This window comes from Paenibacillus sp. PK4536 (genome assembly GCF_028594455.2).
GTDB classification, from domain to species: domain Bacteria; phylum Bacillota; class Bacilli; order Paenibacillales; family Paenibacillaceae; genus Saccharibacillus; species Saccharibacillus nuruki.
In genome coordinates, this window is sequence record NZ_CP126313.1 from 2,612,185 (window position 1) to 2,632,333 (window position 20,149).

The window sequence follows — 20,149 nt, forward strand, 5'->3', positions numbered from 1 at the left end:
GAGATCAAATAATGGAATCTAGACATTTATTTACGTTTCTAGTTGTGGTTGAAGTCGGAAGTTTCACACGTGCAGCCCAGCGACTAGATTATGCGCAATCCAGTATTACTGCGCAGATTCAAGCGCTTGAAGCAGAGCTGGGTACGCCTTTATTTGATCGTATGAACAAAAAGATTTTGCTCACAGATGCAGGTCGACGCTTGTTACCTTATGCACAAGAAATATCCAAAATGCATGCTCTTGCTAAAGATGCAATTCGTTCGGATGCCGATCTGTCGGGTACATTAACGATAGGTGCTCCAGAATCGCTGGCTGCTTTTCGCTTGCCGAATATTATTCGTGAATATCGCAAGCATCATCCATTGGTCAAAATTATTCTCAAACCAGGTGCCTGCGCAGAATTGCTAGAGATGATTCGTAGTGGAAGTTTAGATATCGCATTTCTATTGCAACCTGAGATGGAAGATCGTGAACTGCATATGGAGACACTGACGCATGAGAGAATGGCGATGATTGCGCCAATCGATCATCCGCTTGTAGGCAAAAAGCATATTGTACCTGAAGACTTACGCCATGAGACAATTTTGCATACAGAATCAGGGTGTACGTATCGCACATTATTCGAACAATATTTAAATAGTCATGGCATTTTTCCTGATCCTAGTCTAGAATTTTGGAGTCTGGAAGCGATTAAGCAGTGCGTGATGGCTGGACTAGGTATTTCTTTTTTACCATTAGTAGCTGTTGAGCGTGAATTGCGAGAGAACAAATTAGCACGGTTAGATTGGGATGATCGTGAACAACAAGTATATACACAACTGAGTTATCATTTGAAAAAGTGGCAATCGCCTGCTTTAGATGCTTTCTTGGAGATCGTTCATCGTCATGCAGAGAGCTGGCAAGAAGAGGCTTTTATTCATACAAGTTAAATACAGATGATTTCGAATTATGAAGGAGAGTAATCAATTATGCATAAAGTAGAACATTTAGATCATTTGGAAAAAGGGATACGCACACTGGTAGAAGAGTTTGTAGAAGCAGGTCGTCCTTCGGTTCTTCATCAAAGTATCGAAGAACGTCGTGTAGGATATCTGAGTACAATTGCTTTAGCAGGAGACAAAGCAGATATTTATGCAGTTCACGATATTACGATAGATGAGATTACTTTCCGCATCTATCAATCCGTCGATCAGTCTAATCTACCGGTGTTGATCTATTATCATGGTGGATGTTTTGTCAGTGGAGACTTGGAGACACATGATCAGCAGATGCGTCAATTGGCGCTAGAGAGTCAATCGTTGGTGATTGCAGTGGATTATCGTTTAGCACCAGAACATACATATCCAACAGCACATGATGATGCGCTACACGCTGTGCATATTATTCGTGAACATCTAGCAGAGTGGGGCGGAGATACAGATCGAATCACAATCGCTGGTGATAGTGCAGGTGGACATTTGGCACTTGTGACCTGTTTACGATTGAAAGAACAGGGTGATTGGTTGCCTCAGCGTCAGATTCTAATCTATCCTATGCTGGACGCAAGCGGTACAAGCACCACGTATGCACAATATGGCAATGATTATATCATAACAAGAGATGTGTTAATTAGTGGATATGAAGCTTATTTTGGCGATTTACCTTTGGATCATCCTGAAGTCAGTCCATTATATGCAGAGAATCTGACCGGACTGCCAGAAACGTATATGTTAACTGCTGAATTCGATCCGTTATTATTTGAAAATGAAACCTTTTATCGTAAATTGTTAGAGGCAGATGTACAAGCACATTGTCGTCGTTACCTAGGTGTGAATCATGGGTTTTTCCAATTAGCCGGAATCAGTATCGCAGCCAGACAATCCTTACACGATGTAGCGACGATGATTTACCGTTAACACAAGATTCATGTGATGATCAAAAGCAGACCTGACATCGATCAGGTCTGCTTTCTTTGTGTACTTAAATATCTAGATATAAAGCTTAACGCCTTCTTGAGCAAACATAAATCGAATCATCGGACTGATCAAAGGATGCAACACAGACATATGCCCTTCACCCTCAAATACGATATGTTTTAGACGAATATCATGTGTGTTTTGGTAAGGCTTTATCTTTTCATAAAATAAGCGAGTATCATCAAGCATACTTTGATGCTCATCTGTTCCTATCGCTAGCATAAGATGGATGTTCACGTTTTGTTCTGCAAAAGCATTCTCCAGTGCAGGCAATAGATCAAATAAAACGCGATCTTTCCACCAGAAGGAAGGGCTACCTGCAATATACGTCTGGAATAAGGATGGACGTGTGATCAATGTATATAAGGTAAAGAATCCGCCTAATGAATGTCCAAATAATCCCTGATTTTGCGGATTTACTGGATAACGGCGCTGAATCTCAGGCATTAATTCCTGTTCGATAAAGTCTAGAAAATCATCGGCTCCTCCATTGCAAGGCCATGGTGTGCCATCCGGTCGTAAGCCAGATTGAATATCAGGTACCGTCAGATCACGAAAGCGACGTTCAGATACAAAAGGTTCATCTGTAACATAACCAATACTGACAATCATGCCTGAGGGTAGTCCGCGTGGGTGACGTGTCTGCAACCGCATTGCTTCTGCAATCGAACCGAAATAAGCATTTCCATCCACCGTATAAAGAACCGCATACCCTTCAGCAGAAGGAGGTTTTACGGGCAGATAGACAAAAATCTGATACTCTAATCCTGTCTGCTTGGAACGCATCACAAAAGTAGTTGTTCCCGGTATAGCGTAGCGATCAGACGGTGTAAGATGTTGTGCTAGAGCATTAGCAGAAGAAGCCGAATACATAACAGAATCATCGGAAGATTGAGGAAAAAGAAACTGTAATGCTTTCACAAAATATTGCGTCATAAACATAAGATCATGTGTACCACCGTCCTCAATATCTAACAAAAGATGCTGATCAGGGAAACGTTTATCTTGCCATAATTGACATACCCGCAGAATATTTTTGACCATCGCTTGTTGCTCATTGTGCTTATAAAATCCTTCACGATTGCCTACAGATACATATAATCTGGACTGTGAAGCAGGCGCAGGTTGTGCTTCGATATAGTCCATTAACCCTTTGTACCAGCAAGAAGGAGAAAGCATACCCAGACGACCGAATACATCGGCTCTCCAGTACGCCGTACACATGGTCACCAATCCTCCCAAAGAACCACCGATCATCCCGGTAGATTCAGCTTCTGGCAAAGTACGATATCGCTGATCCAAATGAGGCTTGACCTGATCTGCAAGTTCATGGATATAGACCTTACCTTGTCCACCAAAATCAGGGAAGGAGGGCTTTAACGCAGGTGCAACCCATGGCGTATATTCATACGTACGTCGATCTGTATGTACTCCTACTAAAATCAATTCGGTAAGTAATCCTTCACGAAATAAACGATCTAGATAGTTCTGACAGTTAGCGATCAGTTGACCGCCATCATGCACATACACGACAGGATAATGACGTTCAGACAAATGGTACGAAGGAGGCAAGTATACCGTCACTTTGCGTCCTAGAATATCAAGTTCATCTTTATGTTTCATAGCGTCGTATTCCTTTCTATGATGAATTTATGAAGGTGGTCTTAGACTTTACGCCGCCGACTTAACAACCAGACAAAATAAGGAGCTCCAATAATAGAAAGCACAATCCCGACAGGCAATTGAGCAGGTGAAAATAACGTCCGTCCGATAAAGTCCGCAATTAATACTAATAATCCTCCGATCACACCACTAAGTGGAAGCGCACGCCGATGAGCCAGTCCAACAAGTTGAGTTGCCATATGCGGAGCAATCAAGCCTACAAAGCCAATACTTCCAGACACAGCCACACCTGAGGCGACAAGCCCTACGCTGATAAACATCAATATCGTTCGCTTTTGACGCAAAGGAATACCCAGACTTAATAAGGTATGATCACCCAGACGCATCACATCCAGTAGACGTGTCTGATACAGTAACCATGGAAGCAATATCATCATCCATGGAAGTAGAGAGATCACAAATAACCAATTGGCAGAGTTGAGACTACCTGATAACCATGAAGCCGCTTTTTCAAAATCTTGCGGGTCCATTTTGAGTGAAGCATATAAAGTAATCGCCGAGAATCCAGTGGTAATCGCTATGCCGACCAGAATAAGTCGTTGCGGATTTAACCCATTTTGATCTTTGGCTAGCAAAAAGATAAGCAGTGCAGACAAAAGACCGCCTGCAATCCCGAATAAAGGCATAAGCATAATCGCTAGATTGCCTGTCAGATCAATCTGATCGCGAAGCAAAAACATAAATAGCACAATAAACATGCTCGCTCCTGCGTTAATACCTAGAATCCCCGGATCAGCCAGTGGATTACGAGTTAGACTTTGAACAACCGTCCCTGCGATACCCAGCGAGATACCGATCAACAACCCTAATACAATACGAGGCAAACGAAATTGAAAAATGACTACGGTATAAGAAGGATCGTTTGGTCTATGAAACAAAGTCGATATAACATCGATCAGTGAGAGTTTCATTTCACCATACGTTAGCCCGATACAGATCATAAGCAAGATCGCTATTATGCCTACACCCATTAGGATGAGATACCGTTTTTGAGCGAACTTATCCATGGCTTTTTCCTCCTTTGCGACGAATCAAATACAGGAAAAAAGGAACACCGAACAAAGCGGTGATCACACCAATCGGTGTCTCAAATGGATAATTCACAAATCGAGATAAAATATCACAACAAGCAAGAAAAATACCTCCAAGAACGCCGGATAGTGGAATAATACGTCGATAATCAGTACCGCCGATCATTTTAGCGATATGAGGAACGATTAATCCGATAAATGCAATTTTTCCAGCTAAAGCGACAGAGATACCAGATAGCAAAGCAACAGCGATAAAAGCAGCAAATTTAACGAGTTTGACCCGTTGCCCGAGACCTTTAGAGATCTCATCACCCAGCGATAGTGCAGAAATTGAGCGAGCGAGTAACAGCATGATAACAAAGCCTACGATAGCAAATGGAATCGACAACTGAATCAGTTCAGGATCAATCTGATACAAGCGAGCGTTATACCAATAACTGATCCGTTGAGCCACATGAAAGTACATTGCTATCGCATCAGCCAATCCATTCAAAAACATACCGGTCAATGTTCCAAGAATCGCGAGTACAATTGGTGATTGTGCGCCTGGAATCAATGAGGACATCCCGAATACCAGCAACATACCAAAAGCTGAACCCAGCATAGATACGACAATCAGACTGCTTCCATGCACAGAAGGAGCAAAGATCATACATAATGTAATCGCAAATACAGACCCATCAAGTACACCGAGTAATGATGGAGAAGCCAGATCATTACGAGTAATACCCTGCATAACCGCTCCAGACATCGCTAGAAAAGCCCCGATCAATAGTGCACCGATGGCTCGAGGTAATCGAGAATGACGTATAATCTGATGATCTACATTACCAGCATCGAAATGAAATATAGCATTCCAGACATCCAGTGATGAGATATTTTTGGCTCCATATAGAATAGATAAGATCATCATTAAAATAGTAACTACCGGAGCAAGTGTGAAAATCACTGCCGGTAGTTTATTTATTTTGTACATATTAGATTCATTACTTTCTTATTTGGATTGTAACTTGTCGACAAAAGCTTGCAGAAATTGAATTTTGCTATAGGCAGTTCCACCTTGAGCCAGTGGATCGACTACATTGACAAATACATTGCCATCTTTAAACGCTTGAATACTTTGGAAAATCGGGTTATTCTGCAAATCTTCCAGTGCGCCTGTAGCATCTGGATTCTCGTCTTCAGAGAATTGGATAAACAATACATCTGGATTCATCTGAGCAAATTGTTCGATCGATATCGCTTCTTGTGATTGTGCAGATGCAACTTCAGTTGGAATAGCCAATCCTAGATCACTGTATAATACAGGATTGAAATACAAGTCGGGTCCATACAAGCAGACCGATCCTTCACGGATACGAACGAGCAAGACTTGCTTATCTTGTAGTGTAGGTTGTAAGGATGTTTTAGCCTTTTCTAAGTTGGCTTTGTATTCATTAATTTCTTGAGTAGCTTGTTGTTGCTTGCCACTAATGTCACCCAAAAGATTCAAGTTCGCTTCCCAATTGGTAGCGACATGCGAATATGGAATAGTCGGTGCGATCTGTTTTAATTTTTCCAGTACCGCAGGATCGAATTTGGTCGTTCCCAGAATAATATCTGGTTTGAGTGACAAAATCTTTTCAAAGTTAGGATCAACTTTTTCACCTATCGATTCAGCTTGATCTGTAATCGAAGCGAATAAAGGCGGGAATTTTCCAGAAATAGAAATAGCTCCAACTGGATGAATATCAAGTAAAATTGAATCTTCCATCGCTTCCAAAGAACCTGTAATCACGATTCGTTTGGCTTGGGCTGGAATCGTATACGACTGATTCAGATACGTTATTGTTCGTGTAGCTGTAGAAGTTGCATAGGTAGAAGCTGTTGTAGCGTTCGCTCCTGCTGGTGTTGCTGTGGTGTTGGCACTATTGCCACATGCTGCCAATAACACAAACATGACCATCATAAGTATAGATATGGATATTTTTTTCATCATAATAGTATAACTCCCCTCGTTATCAGTGAGAAAGATTCTCAATAGCTATGATAGAGGTTATGTTTCTTCTTTTCCATAGACAATTAGCGGATCGTACATGGACTTTTGGCGGACAGATACTGGATCAGTTCTTCACGTATTCTGGTCAAAGCTATCGGAGAATATTCACGCCATGGACTGGAACTTAGAATATGCAATCGATGTTGACGAACAGCAGGAAGATCCAGCCATCGGGAAGATTGACGTAACCGATGCCAGTGTTCTAAGGTCTCCGAGTCTTGACGAATTAAAATACAGATATGTTCTACATCGCTTGCTTGTAGCTGTTCCCATGTCACTAAGTCGTCTTCATTATTGTCTGTAGGTGCATCTTGAGGACGCTGTACCTCCAATTCGTGATAAACATAATCTAATAATCCTGCTGAACCTAGACTGTATAACTGCTCACGAAGCATACGAACAAATAACACAGAAGGTCTGGAACCATCTGAACGTGTGAGTAACGAGCGGGCATGAGCCGTACGCTGATCGAAGGTATGAATCCATTGCTTTGCTTCTGCATACATATCGAATAGATCAGCTAGTTCATACAATCCTGTTCGCCATGATCCTTGTTGTTCTTCAGGCAATGTTATCACTTTGGCATATTGACTTAACCGATGATATTCCCATGGTTGAATAGCATGGGAGCATAGTATCCAATCAGGGTTCACTTCTTCGATTCGCCTCATTACAGCATGATCCTGCGGATCTGCATGACCATATTCCAAATGATAAGGGATATCTGCACCATATCGTTCTAGATAATAGCCTGACCATTTAGGATGTAAAGGTGCGGCATACGGCACAATATCAAGTGGCAACAAATACCCAAGTGTAGAAACACAAGCATAAGCAGCTACTTTTTGCTTCCGTTTGTTTATGTATTGTGAAGGAGAGACTCCGGTTTCTTTTTTAAATACACGGCTAAAATAAAACTCATCTCGATAACCAACTTCATGAGCGATATCTTTGAGCTTGTAACCTGAACGAAGCATCAGTTGTTTGGCTTGGGTAAGCCGAATTTCTGTTATATAGTCATGCGCACTTTGCCCGTATGTTTTTTTGAAAACATCAGAGAAATGCTTGGCACTCAGTCCAGCGAGTTGACTTAATTGTTCCAAAGTCAGCGTCTGTTCAGGATGTTTTGCTATATAATTGCGAGCACGTACCAGCCCATCTTCAGGTTGTGGGTGATACACTGAATTGGCATTGACCGCTGTCACCATTTCAAATAGCAATTCAGTCGCATCGATCTGTGCTCGCCAGCGATGTAATGCATGAGTCGAACGAAAAGCAGAGCAGATCTGCTGACATTTCGCACTAGCATATAGAAATGTAGCTTCTTCGGGTAAAGAAAGAGATTGCATATCACGAGCTAATAGTAATTGCTTCGAATCGTCTGGATGTGGAAAATACAGTTCGATATGGAGCATGGCTACATGTGTATGGATATGTTCTGAAGATAAAGAAAATGTACTTCCAGCATGACAGATATAGACGGTATCCTGTCTCATAGGATAAGGATGATTTTCACGTTTTAAGACACATTCTCCTTCAATCAGCACAAGAATAGTGAGATGTGTCGCCATAATCTGTGTCAAAGCTAATGAAGACTGAGGCTGTATATGATGAATATCTGCATGATGCAGTTGTAACAGATAAGGATGTGGTGGAGCTGTTAACGATAGTGAATCTGGAAAGTTCAATGTTGATTCTCCTTTACATATGAAAATGATAATCATTATCATAATTATTATATCAGATTGTATAAGTTGCTGAGAATTATCATGAATTCTCTGTTAAAATAGAAGGATAGATTTGAAGCAGAAGAAAGTTATATCATCACTACAGAATTAGGATAAGGAGTTTTGGCAATGAGCGTGCAAGCGCCTGTGATGCAGGAAGCACAGACTTTGTTACAGAAGTATTTTGGATATGAAGACTTTAGAGAAGGTCAACGGAAGATAGTAAATAGTCTGTTACAACGTCAAGATACCCTTGGAATTATGCCAACAGGTGGCGGTAAGTCGATCTGTTATCAGATTCCAGCGATGGTCAATGATGGAGTAACACTAGTGATCTCACCGCTGATCTCATTAATGAAAGATCAGGTCGATGCGCTGACAGCAGCAGGTATTCCTGCGGCTTATATTAATAGTACGTTAACAGGTAAAGAAGTGAATGAACGGATTCGTGCTTCACGTCGTGGAGACCTGAAGTTACTATATGTAGCACCTGAGCGATTAGAACTGGATTGGTTCCGTGAAGAAATGAACGGTGTGAATATTACATGTATCGCTGTTGATGAAGCACACTGTGTATCTCAGTGGGGTCATGATTTTCGTACCAGTTATCTTGAAATTTCACCGTTTGTGAATCAATTGCCACAGCGTCCCATCGTTGCTGCTTTTACAGCAACAGCTACACCGGAAGTGCGTGACGATATTTTGCGTTTATTGAGATTAGATGATCCGCAAGTTTTTATCACAGGGCTGGGTCGAGATAATCTAGCAATGGCGGTTATGCGTGGTACACAGCGTCGTGATTTTGTCATTGATTATGCCAAGTCTCATGATAATGAATCCGGTATTATTTATGCAGCTACTCGTAAAGATGTAGATGATCTGTACAGTCGTCTGCTTAGTAGTGGTGTAGCAGCTGGACGTTATCATGCAGGAATGAGCGATGATGAACGAGATCAGAGTCAGGAAGCTTTTATTTATGATGATATTCGTGTGATCGTAGCTACGAATGCATTCGGGATGGGTATTGATAAGTCTAACGTTCGGTATGTTATTCATTATAATATGCCCAAAAATATGGAAGCTTATATTCAAGAAGCCGGTCGTGCCGGTCGTGATGGCGATCCTAGTGAATGTATTTTGCTATTTAGTCCGCAAGATATCATGACACAGAAATTTCTACTCGAACAAAATATGCATGAAGGAGATCGCAAGCATAACGATTATCGCAAAATGCAACAGATGGTGGATTACTGCTATACGACCAAATGTCTGCGTAATGCGATGCTTGATTACTTTCATGAAGAACATTCCGGTGAACCTTGCGGACAATGTAGTTCTTGCCGTGATGCGCGCGAGTTAGTCGATATGACGATAGATGCGCAGAAAATATTCTCGTGTATCCATCGTTTACGTGAGCGATTCGGTGTATCTGTGGTTGCGCAAGTCCTTAAAGGTTCACGCAATAAAAAAGTACTGCAATACCAGTTCGATCAATTACCCACCCATGGATTAATGTCCCATTTGTCGGAAAAAGAAATCTCAGAACGTATCAATGTACTGGCGGCAGAAGGGTATCTACTCCTAACAGAAGGACAATATCCAGTGGTGAAATTACAACCGATCGCAGCCGAAGTTCTTAAAGGACAGCGTAAAGTGATGCAACGTGCGCCACGTCCAATGGCGGCTTCTGCTTCTAGCAGTTCAAGTTCTAGCCGTAGCCGTACAACAAGCCGTAATAATGATGCTTCAGCAGTGAATGAGACGATCTTCGAGCAATTGCGCCTGATTCGCCGTGAACTGGCATCACGTGAAGGTGTACCGTCTTATATCATTTTCAATGATGCTACTTTACGTGAAATGAGTGTCGTCGAACCACAAAGCGAAGGCGAAATGCTGGAGATTAAAGGTGTCGGTGAAGTGAAATTCCGTAAGTATGGTGAACCATTCCTTGCTTTTTTCCAGAAGGAAAGTTTGGAACTGGATCAAGGGCGTTACGATATGGAAGAATTCTAAATTAAACATCCAACAACCGATACTTTGTCTGGTTCAGTTTCTTTTCACAACGTATATTGAAAAGAGCTTAATCGTAACAAGTATCGGTTTTTTTGCTACATATATGTACTAAAACGATATAGATCAAAATACATTATAGAATCAATGATTCGGAGGAATAGACATGCCTTTATTTGACAAATATATCGGAATAGATTACTCCGGTGCAGATAAGCCCAGATCCAAAATTAAAGGATTAGCGGTAGTGCAATCCAGTCAAGGATCACCTGCGTCTTTAGTCTATCCATCTACTGCTCAGTATTCAGCTTCAGACAAAGAACATTTATGGTCGAGAGAAGAAGTCTATTTCTGGCTACGGAATCAGCTACTCTCTAGCCAAGAACGAATGATTATCGGAATCGATCATGGGCTGTCCTATCCTTTATCTGTGTTGCAACAACTAGAATTGGATCAGTGGGATGATTTTCTCAAATGGAGTAATCAGACATGGCAGACGACCAGACTTACAATGAAGCAAAGTAAAGATCAAGCTCATTACACCAATTCAACTGCTAAGCGATTAGTTGAACGCGAATTTGTACCTTCTACCAAAAGTGTAGTCGATCTGGATCGAGTCTCAGGGATGCAAGGTGCAGTCTCTTATTCTACCCATACCGGATTACCGTGGATCTATCGGCTACGATACTGGCAAAAAAGACATGGAATGAACATCCACTTCTGGCCATTTGATGGTAAAATAATACCGGAACACCATCATGTGATCGTCGAAGCTTATCCATCGTTATATAAAAGAAGAATGATAACAGAACCTCATCTATTCAATGTTTCGACTTACAGTGAACATGAACGGGATGCTTATTATATTGCAGAGTGGATGCGTGAACGTGACCAAGAAGATACGTTAGCACCTTATCTTGCATTGCCTACATTAAGCCCAGCAGAAGATCAACTGAGTCTATTAGAAGGATGGGTACTGGGCTGCTTGTAGCAGACGTGATCTACATTCAACATCAGTATGCCAACTCACTGCATCGCGATATCCAAACAACCTTATGGAGGTATACACATGAATAATGCAATTCGTTTATTTACGTTAGCTTATGCAGGTGGCAACGCCTATATTTATAATTCATGGAAAAAATCATTGCAACCGCAGATTGAATTGATCCCGATAGAACTTCCCGGTCATGGAGCACGGATATCTGAGCCTTTAGTTAGCGATACACAGAGTATCGTGAATGATGTCTGGCAACATATACAACCTTATTTTCAAGACCATCGTCCATTTGCTTTTTTCGGGCATAGTATGGGCAGTATTCTTGCTTTTGAAATGATACATAAAGTGTATACCGAAACAGGACGTTATCCGGTAACAAGTCTATTTTCAGGCAGAGTTGCTCCCCATATCCGTAGTGAAAAACAATGGAGTAAGCTACCCGATCAAGCGTTTATTGAAAAAGTCATTACCCTCGGCGGAATACCGGATGTTATACTGGAACATAAGGAATTATTGGAGATGATTATTCCTGTATTGCGTGCAGATTTTAGCCTTGTAGAGCAATATCGCTATGACAGGCAGTATAAAGTATTTCCATTTCCGATCACAGTGTTGACCGGGAAACAGGATCAAATGACAACGATAGATATCGAAGCATGGAGTGAGTATTCATCGCTTAATGCGACATTTAAATCTTATGATGGTGGACATTTCTTTATTAATACTTGCGCAGAACAGGTGCTTGCCGATATCCGAATGATTTTGTTAGAGCATGAGAGGAGCTTATCGCTATGAAAGTCGTATTATCCACATTGAACGCCAAGTATATCCATACATCACTGGCGATTCGTTGTCTCAAAGCCTTTAGTGAGAAGGACTTTGATATTGAACTTGCTGAATTTACAATCAAAGATCCAGTGATGAATATTGTATCTGATTTATTTCAACGTAAGCCTGATGTAATCGGATTCTCTTGTTACATCTGGAATATTGAAGAAACGATTAAAGTGATCGATATTCTCAAAAAAGTAATGCCCGAAGTGAAGATTGTGCTCGGTGGGCCAGAAGTATCTTACGATACCGAATACTGGATGAAACGTGTAAACAATATCGACTTTATCGTAATTGGAGAAGGCGAAGAAACGTTCCACCATTTACTGCAAGAGATCGAAGGCGCAGGCAAATATCATTTTGTCTACGGGGTTGCTTATCGTAAAGGTGAAGAACTGATTATGATGCCCGGTCGTCCGAAGCTTGATCTGAATGAATTGCCTTCACCGTACCGTTTTGTCGAAGATGTGCCTGAACTGGCGAAGCGAGTGGTATATTTTGAAACGAGTCGTGGGTGTCCATTTAGCTGTCAATTTTGTTTATCCAGTATTGAGGTAGGTGTGCGGTACTTTGATATCGAACGTACCAAAAGCGATATTCTGTACTTGATCGAACAAGGAGCCAAATTAATCAAGTTCGTCGATCGTACATTTAATATTAAGCGTGACTATGCGATGGAAATGTTTGAGTTCTTAATTGCTAATCATAATGGATGTACCTTCCAATTCGAAATTACCGCAGATATTATGCGTCCAGAAGTATTGGATTATCTGGCAGAACATGCACCTCCAGGTGTATTCCGCTTTGAGATTGGTGTGCAATCGACCAATGATCCAACCAACGAATTGGTGAAGCGTCGTCAGAACTTTACCAAGCTAAGTCGTACCGTAACGAAGATCAAAGAGTCTGGGAATATCGATCAGCATCTGGATTTAATCGCAGGATTGCCACTCGAAGATTACGATACATTCCGCAAAACATTTAACGATGTGTTTGCATTAGGGCCGGAAGAATTGCAATTAGGATTCCTCAAAATGTTACGGGGAACAGGGCTTCGGATCGATGCCGAGAAATATCAGTACACGTACATGGATCATGCACCGTATGAGATTTTGAGTAGCGATAAGCTGACCTTTGACGATATCGTGCGCTTGAAGCGTCTGGAAGATGTGTTAGAGAAGTATTGGAATGCGCATCGGATGGATTATACGCTGAACTATCTGCTGTATAACGAATTCCAGTCGCCATTCGACTTTTTCCAAGAGTTCGGGAATTACTGGGAAGCGCAAGGCTGGCAAAAGATCGGTCATCAGCTGGAAGATTTATTTACCCATTTACAAGCATTCTTAATGGATCGTCAGACCCCGCGGATGGATGTTGTACTGGGACTGATGAAGTTAGACTACTTCCTTAATCACAAATACAAACCACGCAAAATCTGGTGGGACTTCACGATGAACAAAGACCAGATGTCTAGCCATATCAGACATGCGATTCAACAACCGGAAGACTTTTCAACCGAGTTTGTCGAATTGAAATTGAATGACAAAGAACTTCACAAGCATACAGTCATGGAAGAATTACCATTCCGTCTGGATAAAATTCTGGCTGGCGAACCGTTATCAGCTAGTGAAGGACGCAGTCTGTTACTGGTAGCGTATCAACAGAATGAACAGCAAAAACCAATATTCTTCACCACTGCTTTATCGCCTAAAGGGGCAGCAATGTAAGATATAGTAGTCCAATATTCATCTTAATAAGATAATAAAAGGATGCTCGTGTATCAATGACACGTAGCATCTTTTTATTATTTTTGATCGTACATATCGTTATCAATAATAAAAAACCACCCGTAAGGATGGTTTAGCCATAGATGTATTGAAAGCGATTACTCCGGTTCCACTCCTGCCACTACCCAACGCTTACTATACTTTTCCATCCGTGGATGTAGTGTTTTGGGTTCTTCCGTCAAAACGATTTTGAGCTTGCTAATCCATTCTTCAAATGAAGAAAACGATGCAAATAAGTTCGCCATCTCAGGAGTCATCAGTAGAAAATAAGGCGATTGATAGTGATCGACTAATGTACGTAATGCCGCTTCGATCGGGGTGTACTTTTTACGCTTGCCGTCCCAATTTTCAACCGTAATGCTTTTGCGACCAGTTTCTCTTTTCCAGGCATGAAGCCGATCTTCCCGTTTGTAATAAGCGGATACCGGTTCTTTGGACATGCGTTTAACCGTCAGTTCATGCAGTGGATAGAGCACCAAGCGTGTGAACTGCATATGATCCATCGTGCGTAGTGCCAGATTGAGATCGTCATCTGTTGTATGTTCAAACGAATCGTAGTAGATTAGCGTGCCTTTGCTTTTTTCAATCACAGGTTCTTGTCCATAAGGTACAGTGGTATATGAATTGGATTTCATCAAAATGCCCCCTCATCGTAAACGGATATATGTGTATATAACCCTATTTTGTGAAATTAGACAAGTTTTAATATTGAGGTAGAATGGTAGATAGAAGTTGAATATCACCTATATGAATGGAGGATTATCATGATTAAAGGATTATACGAAGCCTTGTTACCTGTCAAAGATATGAATAGATCGCTCGCTTTTTATGAAAAGTTAGGGCTAGAAATCGCTCATCATGGCGAAAGTTTGAGTTTTGTATGGATCGAAAAAGGGGTCAGTTGGTTAGGCTTATGGGAAGGTGAACAGGTCAATACTCCATATCATCCTTCTTTGCGTCATATTGCATTTCGCGTCGATTATGAAGATATCAAGCAAGCCAAAGAATGGTTAGAAGCCAAAGGAATCGCTGTACGTGAAGTGTTTGGTTTTCAACCGATTGCGCCGATCGTATTACCGAATAGACCTCAAGCGCATACCGCTATTTATTTCGATGATCCTGATGGCAACTTATTAGAATTTATCTGTCCTATCGAATTAGACACATCGGATCAAGAACAGATGATGTATTTGTATGAATGGGAAGAATTACAGTCCAAGCGAGGTAAAGAGTGAGCACATTTATGAATCATGATTTTAATCAATGGTTAGAGCAGACTTTTCCGCAAATGAAGTTAGAAGTGCCTTTGTTTTATAACTTTCCTTTAGGATTACGGTTTGAATTAGGAGTACCTTATCGGGGGATTGATGATCCGACTTATTTTGAACAACTTGAGCAGCGTGCTATCTCTTTATTTGAAGCTGTATTTGCTGAAAGTGAACAAGTATGTGTAATGACTTTTACCTATCAGACTGCATTATCGGATATTGAGCATATTGAGCGCAATGAAGTTCAGGTGTTAGAAAATTATCTACAACCAGAATGTGTTTCACAGGTTAGTATTCACTCTGAACAACCTGATTATGATGAAGATACAGCAGAATTAATGGGATATATTCAAAGTAAATATGTATGGTGTACGATTGGTGATCTTGATTATGCAGGTATTTTGAAAGCAATTGGTTATACTGATTTTCCAGAGCGAGAAGCTTCTTTAGTAGAAAGAGTATTTTTTATAGAACCCAAGCAACAAATCATTTTCCATATGTACGATGATCGTGGATTGGATATTGTAGGTATGCAACAAGAGTCATTACAGCGCTTGTATCACCAATATTATGATTGGCTTTTACCTTATGATTTGGAAAAGATGAATCAGGTTTTTGGTATATAAACAAAGGAGGTATTTATGAGCTATACATGGATCGGAAGTGAGCGACCTTTTTTAGATACGCCAATGATCACAGAGCAACAAGGGATACATATAGGATGGTACGGTGGCCATACAGAAGCAGGGGCGAATAAAAATGAAGATGGTTTATTCATCATGCAAAGTGAAGATGGTTCTGTCAAATTAGCTGTTCTTCTGGATGCTCATCAGACAGCAACCAGTGCAGCATTGATTGTACAGACATTGCAACAGGATGAAGCTAAACTTCAAGCGATATTAGAGCATCCTGATGTATTCGACGTATTTGAAAAGTATACTGTGGACTTGTTCTCAAGTGTTGCATTTCGCCAAGCTTGTCAGCAGGTCACCGGAGAAACGTCTTGTCTAATTGTTTTGCAAAAAGAATCGTATCTATGGTGGTTCTCGGTAGGAGATTGTATGGCATATTTGCTTCATCCCAATCTAGCTCACTGGGGACAGTATGGTCTTAATCAACGTCAATTCTACGAATGGATCGGACAGGTGAATACGTTCGATCTGGAAGTCCCTTGTTACACGATTGGCAAAAGGCAACTGCGAGCAGGGCATAATATCATCGTCTTAATGACTGACGGTGTAATCGATACGCCTGATCAGTATTTTCAACGTCCTGAACATCTGTATCAAGCATTGGTCAATGATGATAAGCTCAAGCCGAATATACAGTCGATCTTAGACCATATTCATACCCAACGTGGAAAAGATAGCGCCACCATCATAAGCTGGGAGTACAGCAATTCTCAAGCTCCACAGATGCCATCAGATATGCCCTGAATGAAGATAAGATTCAGCGATTACTACATTCTCAACTATACTAGCGAGCAAGAATGGAGATTGTGATGAACAAACGAGCAGCAGGCATCAGCCTGATTGCCATAGCCGCATTTTTGTATGGTGTGAAATACATGAGTGCTGTGATATGGGGATCAGGAACAAATACATGGAACAGCGATTTATTTAATACTTTTTCGAATAGTGTAGGTCAAGCCCCTTTGTATTTCAGTTGGATAGCTTTAGCGGCGGGAATTGTGTATCTATATCAAGCAGAAGTAGAAGACAATGAGCGTAAACGTCAGCTAATGACTATTAAGAAACAGCAGGAAATCGAAGAAGAACCACAGCAAAATCCGAATTAAGTATAGTTTGAATCTTAGAGTGAGATGGAGTACTTGCTGTTTGGTTATAAAATGAAAGACCGTTGCTATGACTGAACGGTCTTTTTAACGTGAGCTATGTTATTTTGCACAGAATAATTTTGAATTAGACTAGAAAAAGTCGTCCTTACACTGTTAAGTGCTTGTACTCTTCTTATTAAATGATGACAGACACTTCGCGTGCTTGAATATCTAATTCTTGCGCAGCTGACGAAATTTTAGTGAAGTCACTCATCGCTACTTGAATCTGTTGTTGGCTTTGTTCTACAGTCGATTGTGCTTCATTTGTGCCTTTAGCGATTTTCTCAATCTCTTGAGTAATTGAATCTACACTATCACGTACTTCAATAATTGATTTTTCAACCATGGTTGATAACTTACGAACTTCTTTGGCAACGACATCGAATCCACGTCCAAATTCACCAGCATGAGCCGCTTCAATTGCTGCATTGAGCGCAAGTAAATGAGTCTGAGAAGAAATCTCACGAATCGTCTGTACGACTCCTTGAATCGATTGTGCTTGTTGTTGAAGATTAACGAGTGTATATTTATTTTCAGCAGAGACATCTGCAATTTTGTTGATACTTTGTAGCAGTTCTTGACTACGTTGAATCCCTTTATTCGCACGTTCGCTCATACTATCCGCCATATGTTGCAGTTCAGTCACTACATGAGTCATATGATTTTGTCTTTGAGTGATATTAGTAGCAATCTTGGAGACCCCGATCACTTTCCGGGTACTATCTTCAAAAATAGGCATATACGTAGCTTCTAGCCAGATCGGCTGACCTTGAGCATCCATACGCTCGATTTTATTTTGAAAACTTTCTCCAGACAACAGGCTTTTCCAAAATAATTCGTATTGAGGACTATTTACAAATGCAGGAAAACAAAACCTTTGATGCTCCATACCTTGCATCTCTTCGCGTGTATATCCCATTGTCCGCGCAAAAATATCGTTTACATAAGCTACACGTCGATGAACATCAAACCGAATAATAGCAAGGTTATTTTCCAAAGCTTTGACGACTAAAGTATCCATTGTTTCTTGATTGTAATTTTGCACAAGTAACTCCCTCTCACAAATAAAATCATCCAATTCAGCTATTCTTTTTTTTAAAAGTAGATACGATTATAAGTAGGTATTATTTTTGGATAGAGGTAAAAAATTTATATTTATTATAATATCGACCGTTTCTAAATGTTTAATGAGCATTTAAATCATATATTTCATTAAAAGAATGACATATCGTTTGATTTGGAGGAATTATTGGAACAAGATAAAATAGTGTAGTGATATACAGTTTATATAAAGTCATGTATACTTCATTCTCGGTCAAGTCATCTTTATTATCTAGATAGCGAAAGGACGGTACATATATAATGACAACAGCAGATCAGAATCAACAAGCACAAGAGCAAATTATTCAGGACACAGCACAATTTGTGCAATCTGTTCTTGGTGAAGATACCAGTGGTCATGATTGGTGGCATATTCATAGGGTGGTACAAATGACAGAACGGATTACAGCGGCTGAAGGAGCTAACCGATTCATTACAGTAATGGCGGCTTTACTTCATGATGTAGCTGATGAGAAGTTAAATGATTCCAAAGAAGCAGGTATGCGTAAAGTGACCGACTGGTTAGAGACTCAACCAATCAATGAACAAGATATAGAACATATTGTGGATATTATTGCTACGATGTCTTACAACGGTGGAAATAATCCTCCTGTGCGTACACTGGAAGGACAGATTGTACAAGATGCGGATCGCTTGGATGCGATTGGAGCGATCTCTATTGCGCGTGTCTTTGTGTATTCAGGGCATACGGGTCGTCCGATTCATGATCCAGCTATTCCGGTACGCACATCCATGACACCTGAACAATATCGCAATGAGAAGAGTACAGCGATCAATCATTTTCATGAAAAATTACTCAAATTAAAAGATAAGATCAATACGCCTGCTGCCCGTATTATAGCCGAAGAGCGTCACCGCTATATGCAAGAGTATGTAGATCGTTTTTATAAAGAATGGAATGGCGAAATCTAAATGTAGACATCCTATACAAAGACTTGTGCAAAGAGAATAATCTTTCACAGGTCTTTTTGTATATACAACGATATAGGCAAAAGATTATGTACACTACTGAGGTCGCTCGGTTGTTCTGTTCTTTATGAAACGGTATACTGGAAAGTAAGATCTTACCGAAAATTGATACTAAATTCTATTGTATTTACTGAAGTACTACTTTGTTACAATACCTACTTCTAGCTGATATTATTCTTGGGAGATGGATAGTTAAAGAGATCAATCTACAAGAAATACTACATCAAGGAGCGATACAACATGAAACGTTTTTTTGATGAATTAGGAGAACCATATAGTTTCTGGTATTCATTACATCATGGCAAACCTGTACTGGTAGAGTGCCCCAAATGTGCAGGCCCTGCTTCTATCACCGATAATGAATCAATCGAAATGCAATGTTCTCATTGTTTTTATAGTCAAACGTATCAAATAGACTATGATTATACAGCAAGCGGTGTATGTACCTTTTGTGAGCGCTGGTTTAATGAGTCAGTCACAGATAAAGGACAGCATCATCATAAAAATGTACATATTCGCTGTCCGTATTGCCAGACCACTAATCAAGTACCTCTCAACAAGAAAACATCCAACCGATATTCTTTAGGATTTGAGATTAGAGATGGGAAAGATCCATTGTTTCAACTGAACCTATATTTGCTGACCCATTATCGGGGCAAATTAATATGGGCACTCAATCATGAACATTTAAATTATCTGATTGATTATATTTCGGCTGATCTACGGGTCAAGCCTTCTCTGTATATTAAGCGTCATGCATCATATCGATTACCCAAGTATATGAAAGACGCTAAAAATAGAGATGGAATCGTCAAAGCGTTACACAAGTTACAGCATAAGTACGAACATACCTATAGTATGGTGTGATGCTATTTGCCCAAAGAGGAG

The 20,149-nt window shown here is 40.5% G+C and carries 19 protein-coding genes; 12 read left to right on the plus strand and 7 right to left on the minus strand.

The genetic code is table 11. The features are described from left to right. Positions 1 to 11: 11 nt before the first annotated feature. Positions 12 to 929 (plus strand): LysR family transcriptional regulator, encoded by a 918-nt coding sequence (locus PO903_RS11695; protein WP_273593496.1) that lies wholly within the window; start codon positions 12 to 14, stop codon positions 927 to 929. A 39-nt stretch (positions 930 to 968) separates the two neighbouring features. Continuing rightward, positions 969 to 1,895, plus strand: a complete 927-nt coding sequence (locus PO903_RS11700; protein ID WP_273593497.1) for an alpha/beta hydrolase — start codon at positions 969 to 971, stop codon at positions 1,893 to 1,895. Between the two features lie 72 nt (positions 1,896 to 1,967). On the opposite strand, the gene PO903_RS11705 is transcribed toward PO903_RS11700, so the two are convergent. The 5 genes from PO903_RS11705 to PO903_RS11725 form a co-directional block, all read right to left on the minus strand. After that, positions 1,968 to 3,578 carry an alpha/beta hydrolase gene (locus tag PO903_RS11705; protein ID WP_273593498.1) on the minus strand — a complete coding sequence of 537 codons (1,611 nt, stop codon included), beginning with the start codon at positions 3,576 to 3,578 and terminating at the stop codon, positions 1,968 to 1,970. A 41-nt stretch (positions 3,579 to 3,619) separates the two neighbouring features. Then, positions 3,620 to 4,645: a FecCD family ABC transporter permease gene (locus PO903_RS11710; protein WP_273593499.1), complete on the minus strand. Its 1,026-nt coding sequence runs from the start codon at positions 4,643 to 4,645 to the stop codon at positions 3,620 to 3,622. Further along, positions 4,638 to 5,645 (minus strand): FecCD family ABC transporter permease, encoded by a 1,008-nt coding sequence (locus PO903_RS11715; RefSeq protein WP_069327212.1) that lies wholly within the window; start codon positions 5,643 to 5,645, stop codon positions 4,638 to 4,640. Before PO903_RS11715 ends, PO903_RS11710 begins: the two co-directional genes overlap by 8 nt. 18 nt (positions 5,646 to 5,663) lie before the next feature. Further along, positions 5,664 to 6,644, minus strand: coding sequence for an ABC transporter substrate-binding protein (locus PO903_RS11720; protein ID WP_273594648.1), 981 nt, complete (start codon positions 6,642 to 6,644; stop codon positions 5,664 to 5,666). A gap of 86 nt (positions 6,645 to 6,730) precedes the next feature. Beyond that, positions 6,731 to 8,395, minus strand: coding sequence for an AraC family transcriptional regulator (locus PO903_RS11725; protein WP_273593500.1), 1,665 nt, complete (start codon positions 8,393 to 8,395; stop codon positions 6,731 to 6,733). Positions 8,396 to 8,563: 168 nt separating this feature from the next. Between PO903_RS11725 and recQ the strand changes: the two genes are divergently transcribed. From recQ to PO903_RS11745, 4 genes are all read left to right on the plus strand, one after another. Then, positions 8,564 to 10,447: a DNA helicase RecQ gene (recQ, locus tag PO903_RS11730; protein WP_137222161.1), complete on the plus strand. Its 1,884-nt coding sequence runs from the start codon at positions 8,564 to 8,566 to the stop codon at positions 10,445 to 10,447. Between the two features lie 163 nt (positions 10,448 to 10,610). Beyond that, complete coding sequence (locus tag PO903_RS11735) at positions 10,611 to 11,435, plus strand: hypothetical protein (RefSeq protein ID WP_273593501.1); 825 nt, start codon at positions 10,611 to 10,613, stop codon at positions 11,433 to 11,435. 78 nt (positions 11,436 to 11,513) lie between these two features. Then, positions 11,514 to 12,239: a thioesterase II family protein gene (locus PO903_RS11740; RefSeq protein WP_273593502.1), complete on the plus strand. Its 726-nt coding sequence runs from the start codon at positions 11,514 to 11,516 to the stop codon at positions 12,237 to 12,239. Further along, the gene (locus PO903_RS11745) at positions 12,236 to 14,005 is read left to right on the plus strand and encodes a B12-binding domain-containing radical SAM protein (RefSeq protein WP_137222167.1); all 1,770 of its coding nucleotides are present in this window, start codon (positions 12,236 to 12,238) and stop codon (positions 14,003 to 14,005) included. The genes PO903_RS11740 and PO903_RS11745 overlap by 4 nt, the downstream gene beginning before the upstream one ends. Before the next feature lie 158 nt (positions 14,006 to 14,163). Here PO903_RS11745 and PO903_RS11750 read toward each other — a convergent pair whose 3' ends face one another. Continuing rightward, entirely contained in the window at positions 14,164 to 14,700 is a 537-nt protein-coding gene (locus tag PO903_RS11750; RefSeq protein WP_273593503.1) for a hypothetical protein, read from the minus strand. Positions 14,701 to 14,829: 129 nt separating this feature from the next. Between PO903_RS11750 and PO903_RS11755 the strand changes: the two genes are divergently transcribed. The 4 genes from PO903_RS11755 (at position 14,830) to PO903_RS11770 (ending at position 17,131) form a co-directional block, all read left to right on the plus strand. Further along, positions 14,830 to 15,300: a VOC family protein gene (locus PO903_RS11755; RefSeq protein ID WP_273593504.1), complete on the plus strand. Its 471-nt coding sequence runs from the start codon at positions 14,830 to 14,832 to the stop codon at positions 15,298 to 15,300. 8 nt (positions 15,301 to 15,308) lie between these two features. Next, entirely contained in the window at positions 15,309 to 15,959 is a 651-nt protein-coding gene (locus PO903_RS11760) for a DUF3885 domain-containing protein (RefSeq protein WP_273593505.1), read from the plus strand. A gap of 15 nt (positions 15,960 to 15,974) precedes the next feature. Continuing rightward, positions 15,975 to 16,769 (plus strand): PP2C family serine/threonine-protein phosphatase, encoded by a 795-nt coding sequence (locus PO903_RS11765; protein WP_273593506.1) that lies wholly within the window; start codon positions 15,975 to 15,977, stop codon positions 16,767 to 16,769. 65 nt (positions 16,770 to 16,834) lie between these two features. Next, complete coding sequence (locus tag PO903_RS11770) at positions 16,835 to 17,131, plus strand: hypothetical protein (RefSeq protein ID WP_273593507.1); 297 nt, start codon at positions 16,835 to 16,837, stop codon at positions 17,129 to 17,131. 175 nt (positions 17,132 to 17,306) lie between these two features. On the opposite strand, the gene PO903_RS11775 is transcribed toward PO903_RS11770, so the two are convergent. Then, positions 17,307 to 18,215, minus strand: coding sequence for a methyl-accepting chemotaxis protein (locus PO903_RS11775; RefSeq protein ID WP_502921639.1), 909 nt, complete (start codon positions 18,213 to 18,215; stop codon positions 17,307 to 17,309). Positions 18,216 to 18,532: 317 nt separating this feature from the next. Between PO903_RS11775 and PO903_RS11780 the strand changes: the two genes are divergently transcribed. Next, positions 18,533 to 19,204, plus strand: coding sequence for an HD domain-containing protein (locus tag PO903_RS11780; RefSeq protein ID WP_273593508.1), 672 nt, complete (start codon positions 18,533 to 18,535; stop codon positions 19,202 to 19,204). A gap of 297 nt (positions 19,205 to 19,501) precedes the next feature. Next, positions 19,502 to 20,128, plus strand: coding sequence for a hypothetical protein (locus PO903_RS11785; protein ID WP_273593509.1), 627 nt, complete (start codon positions 19,502 to 19,504; stop codon positions 20,126 to 20,128). The last annotated feature ends 21 nt before the right edge of the window (positions 20,129 to 20,149 follow it).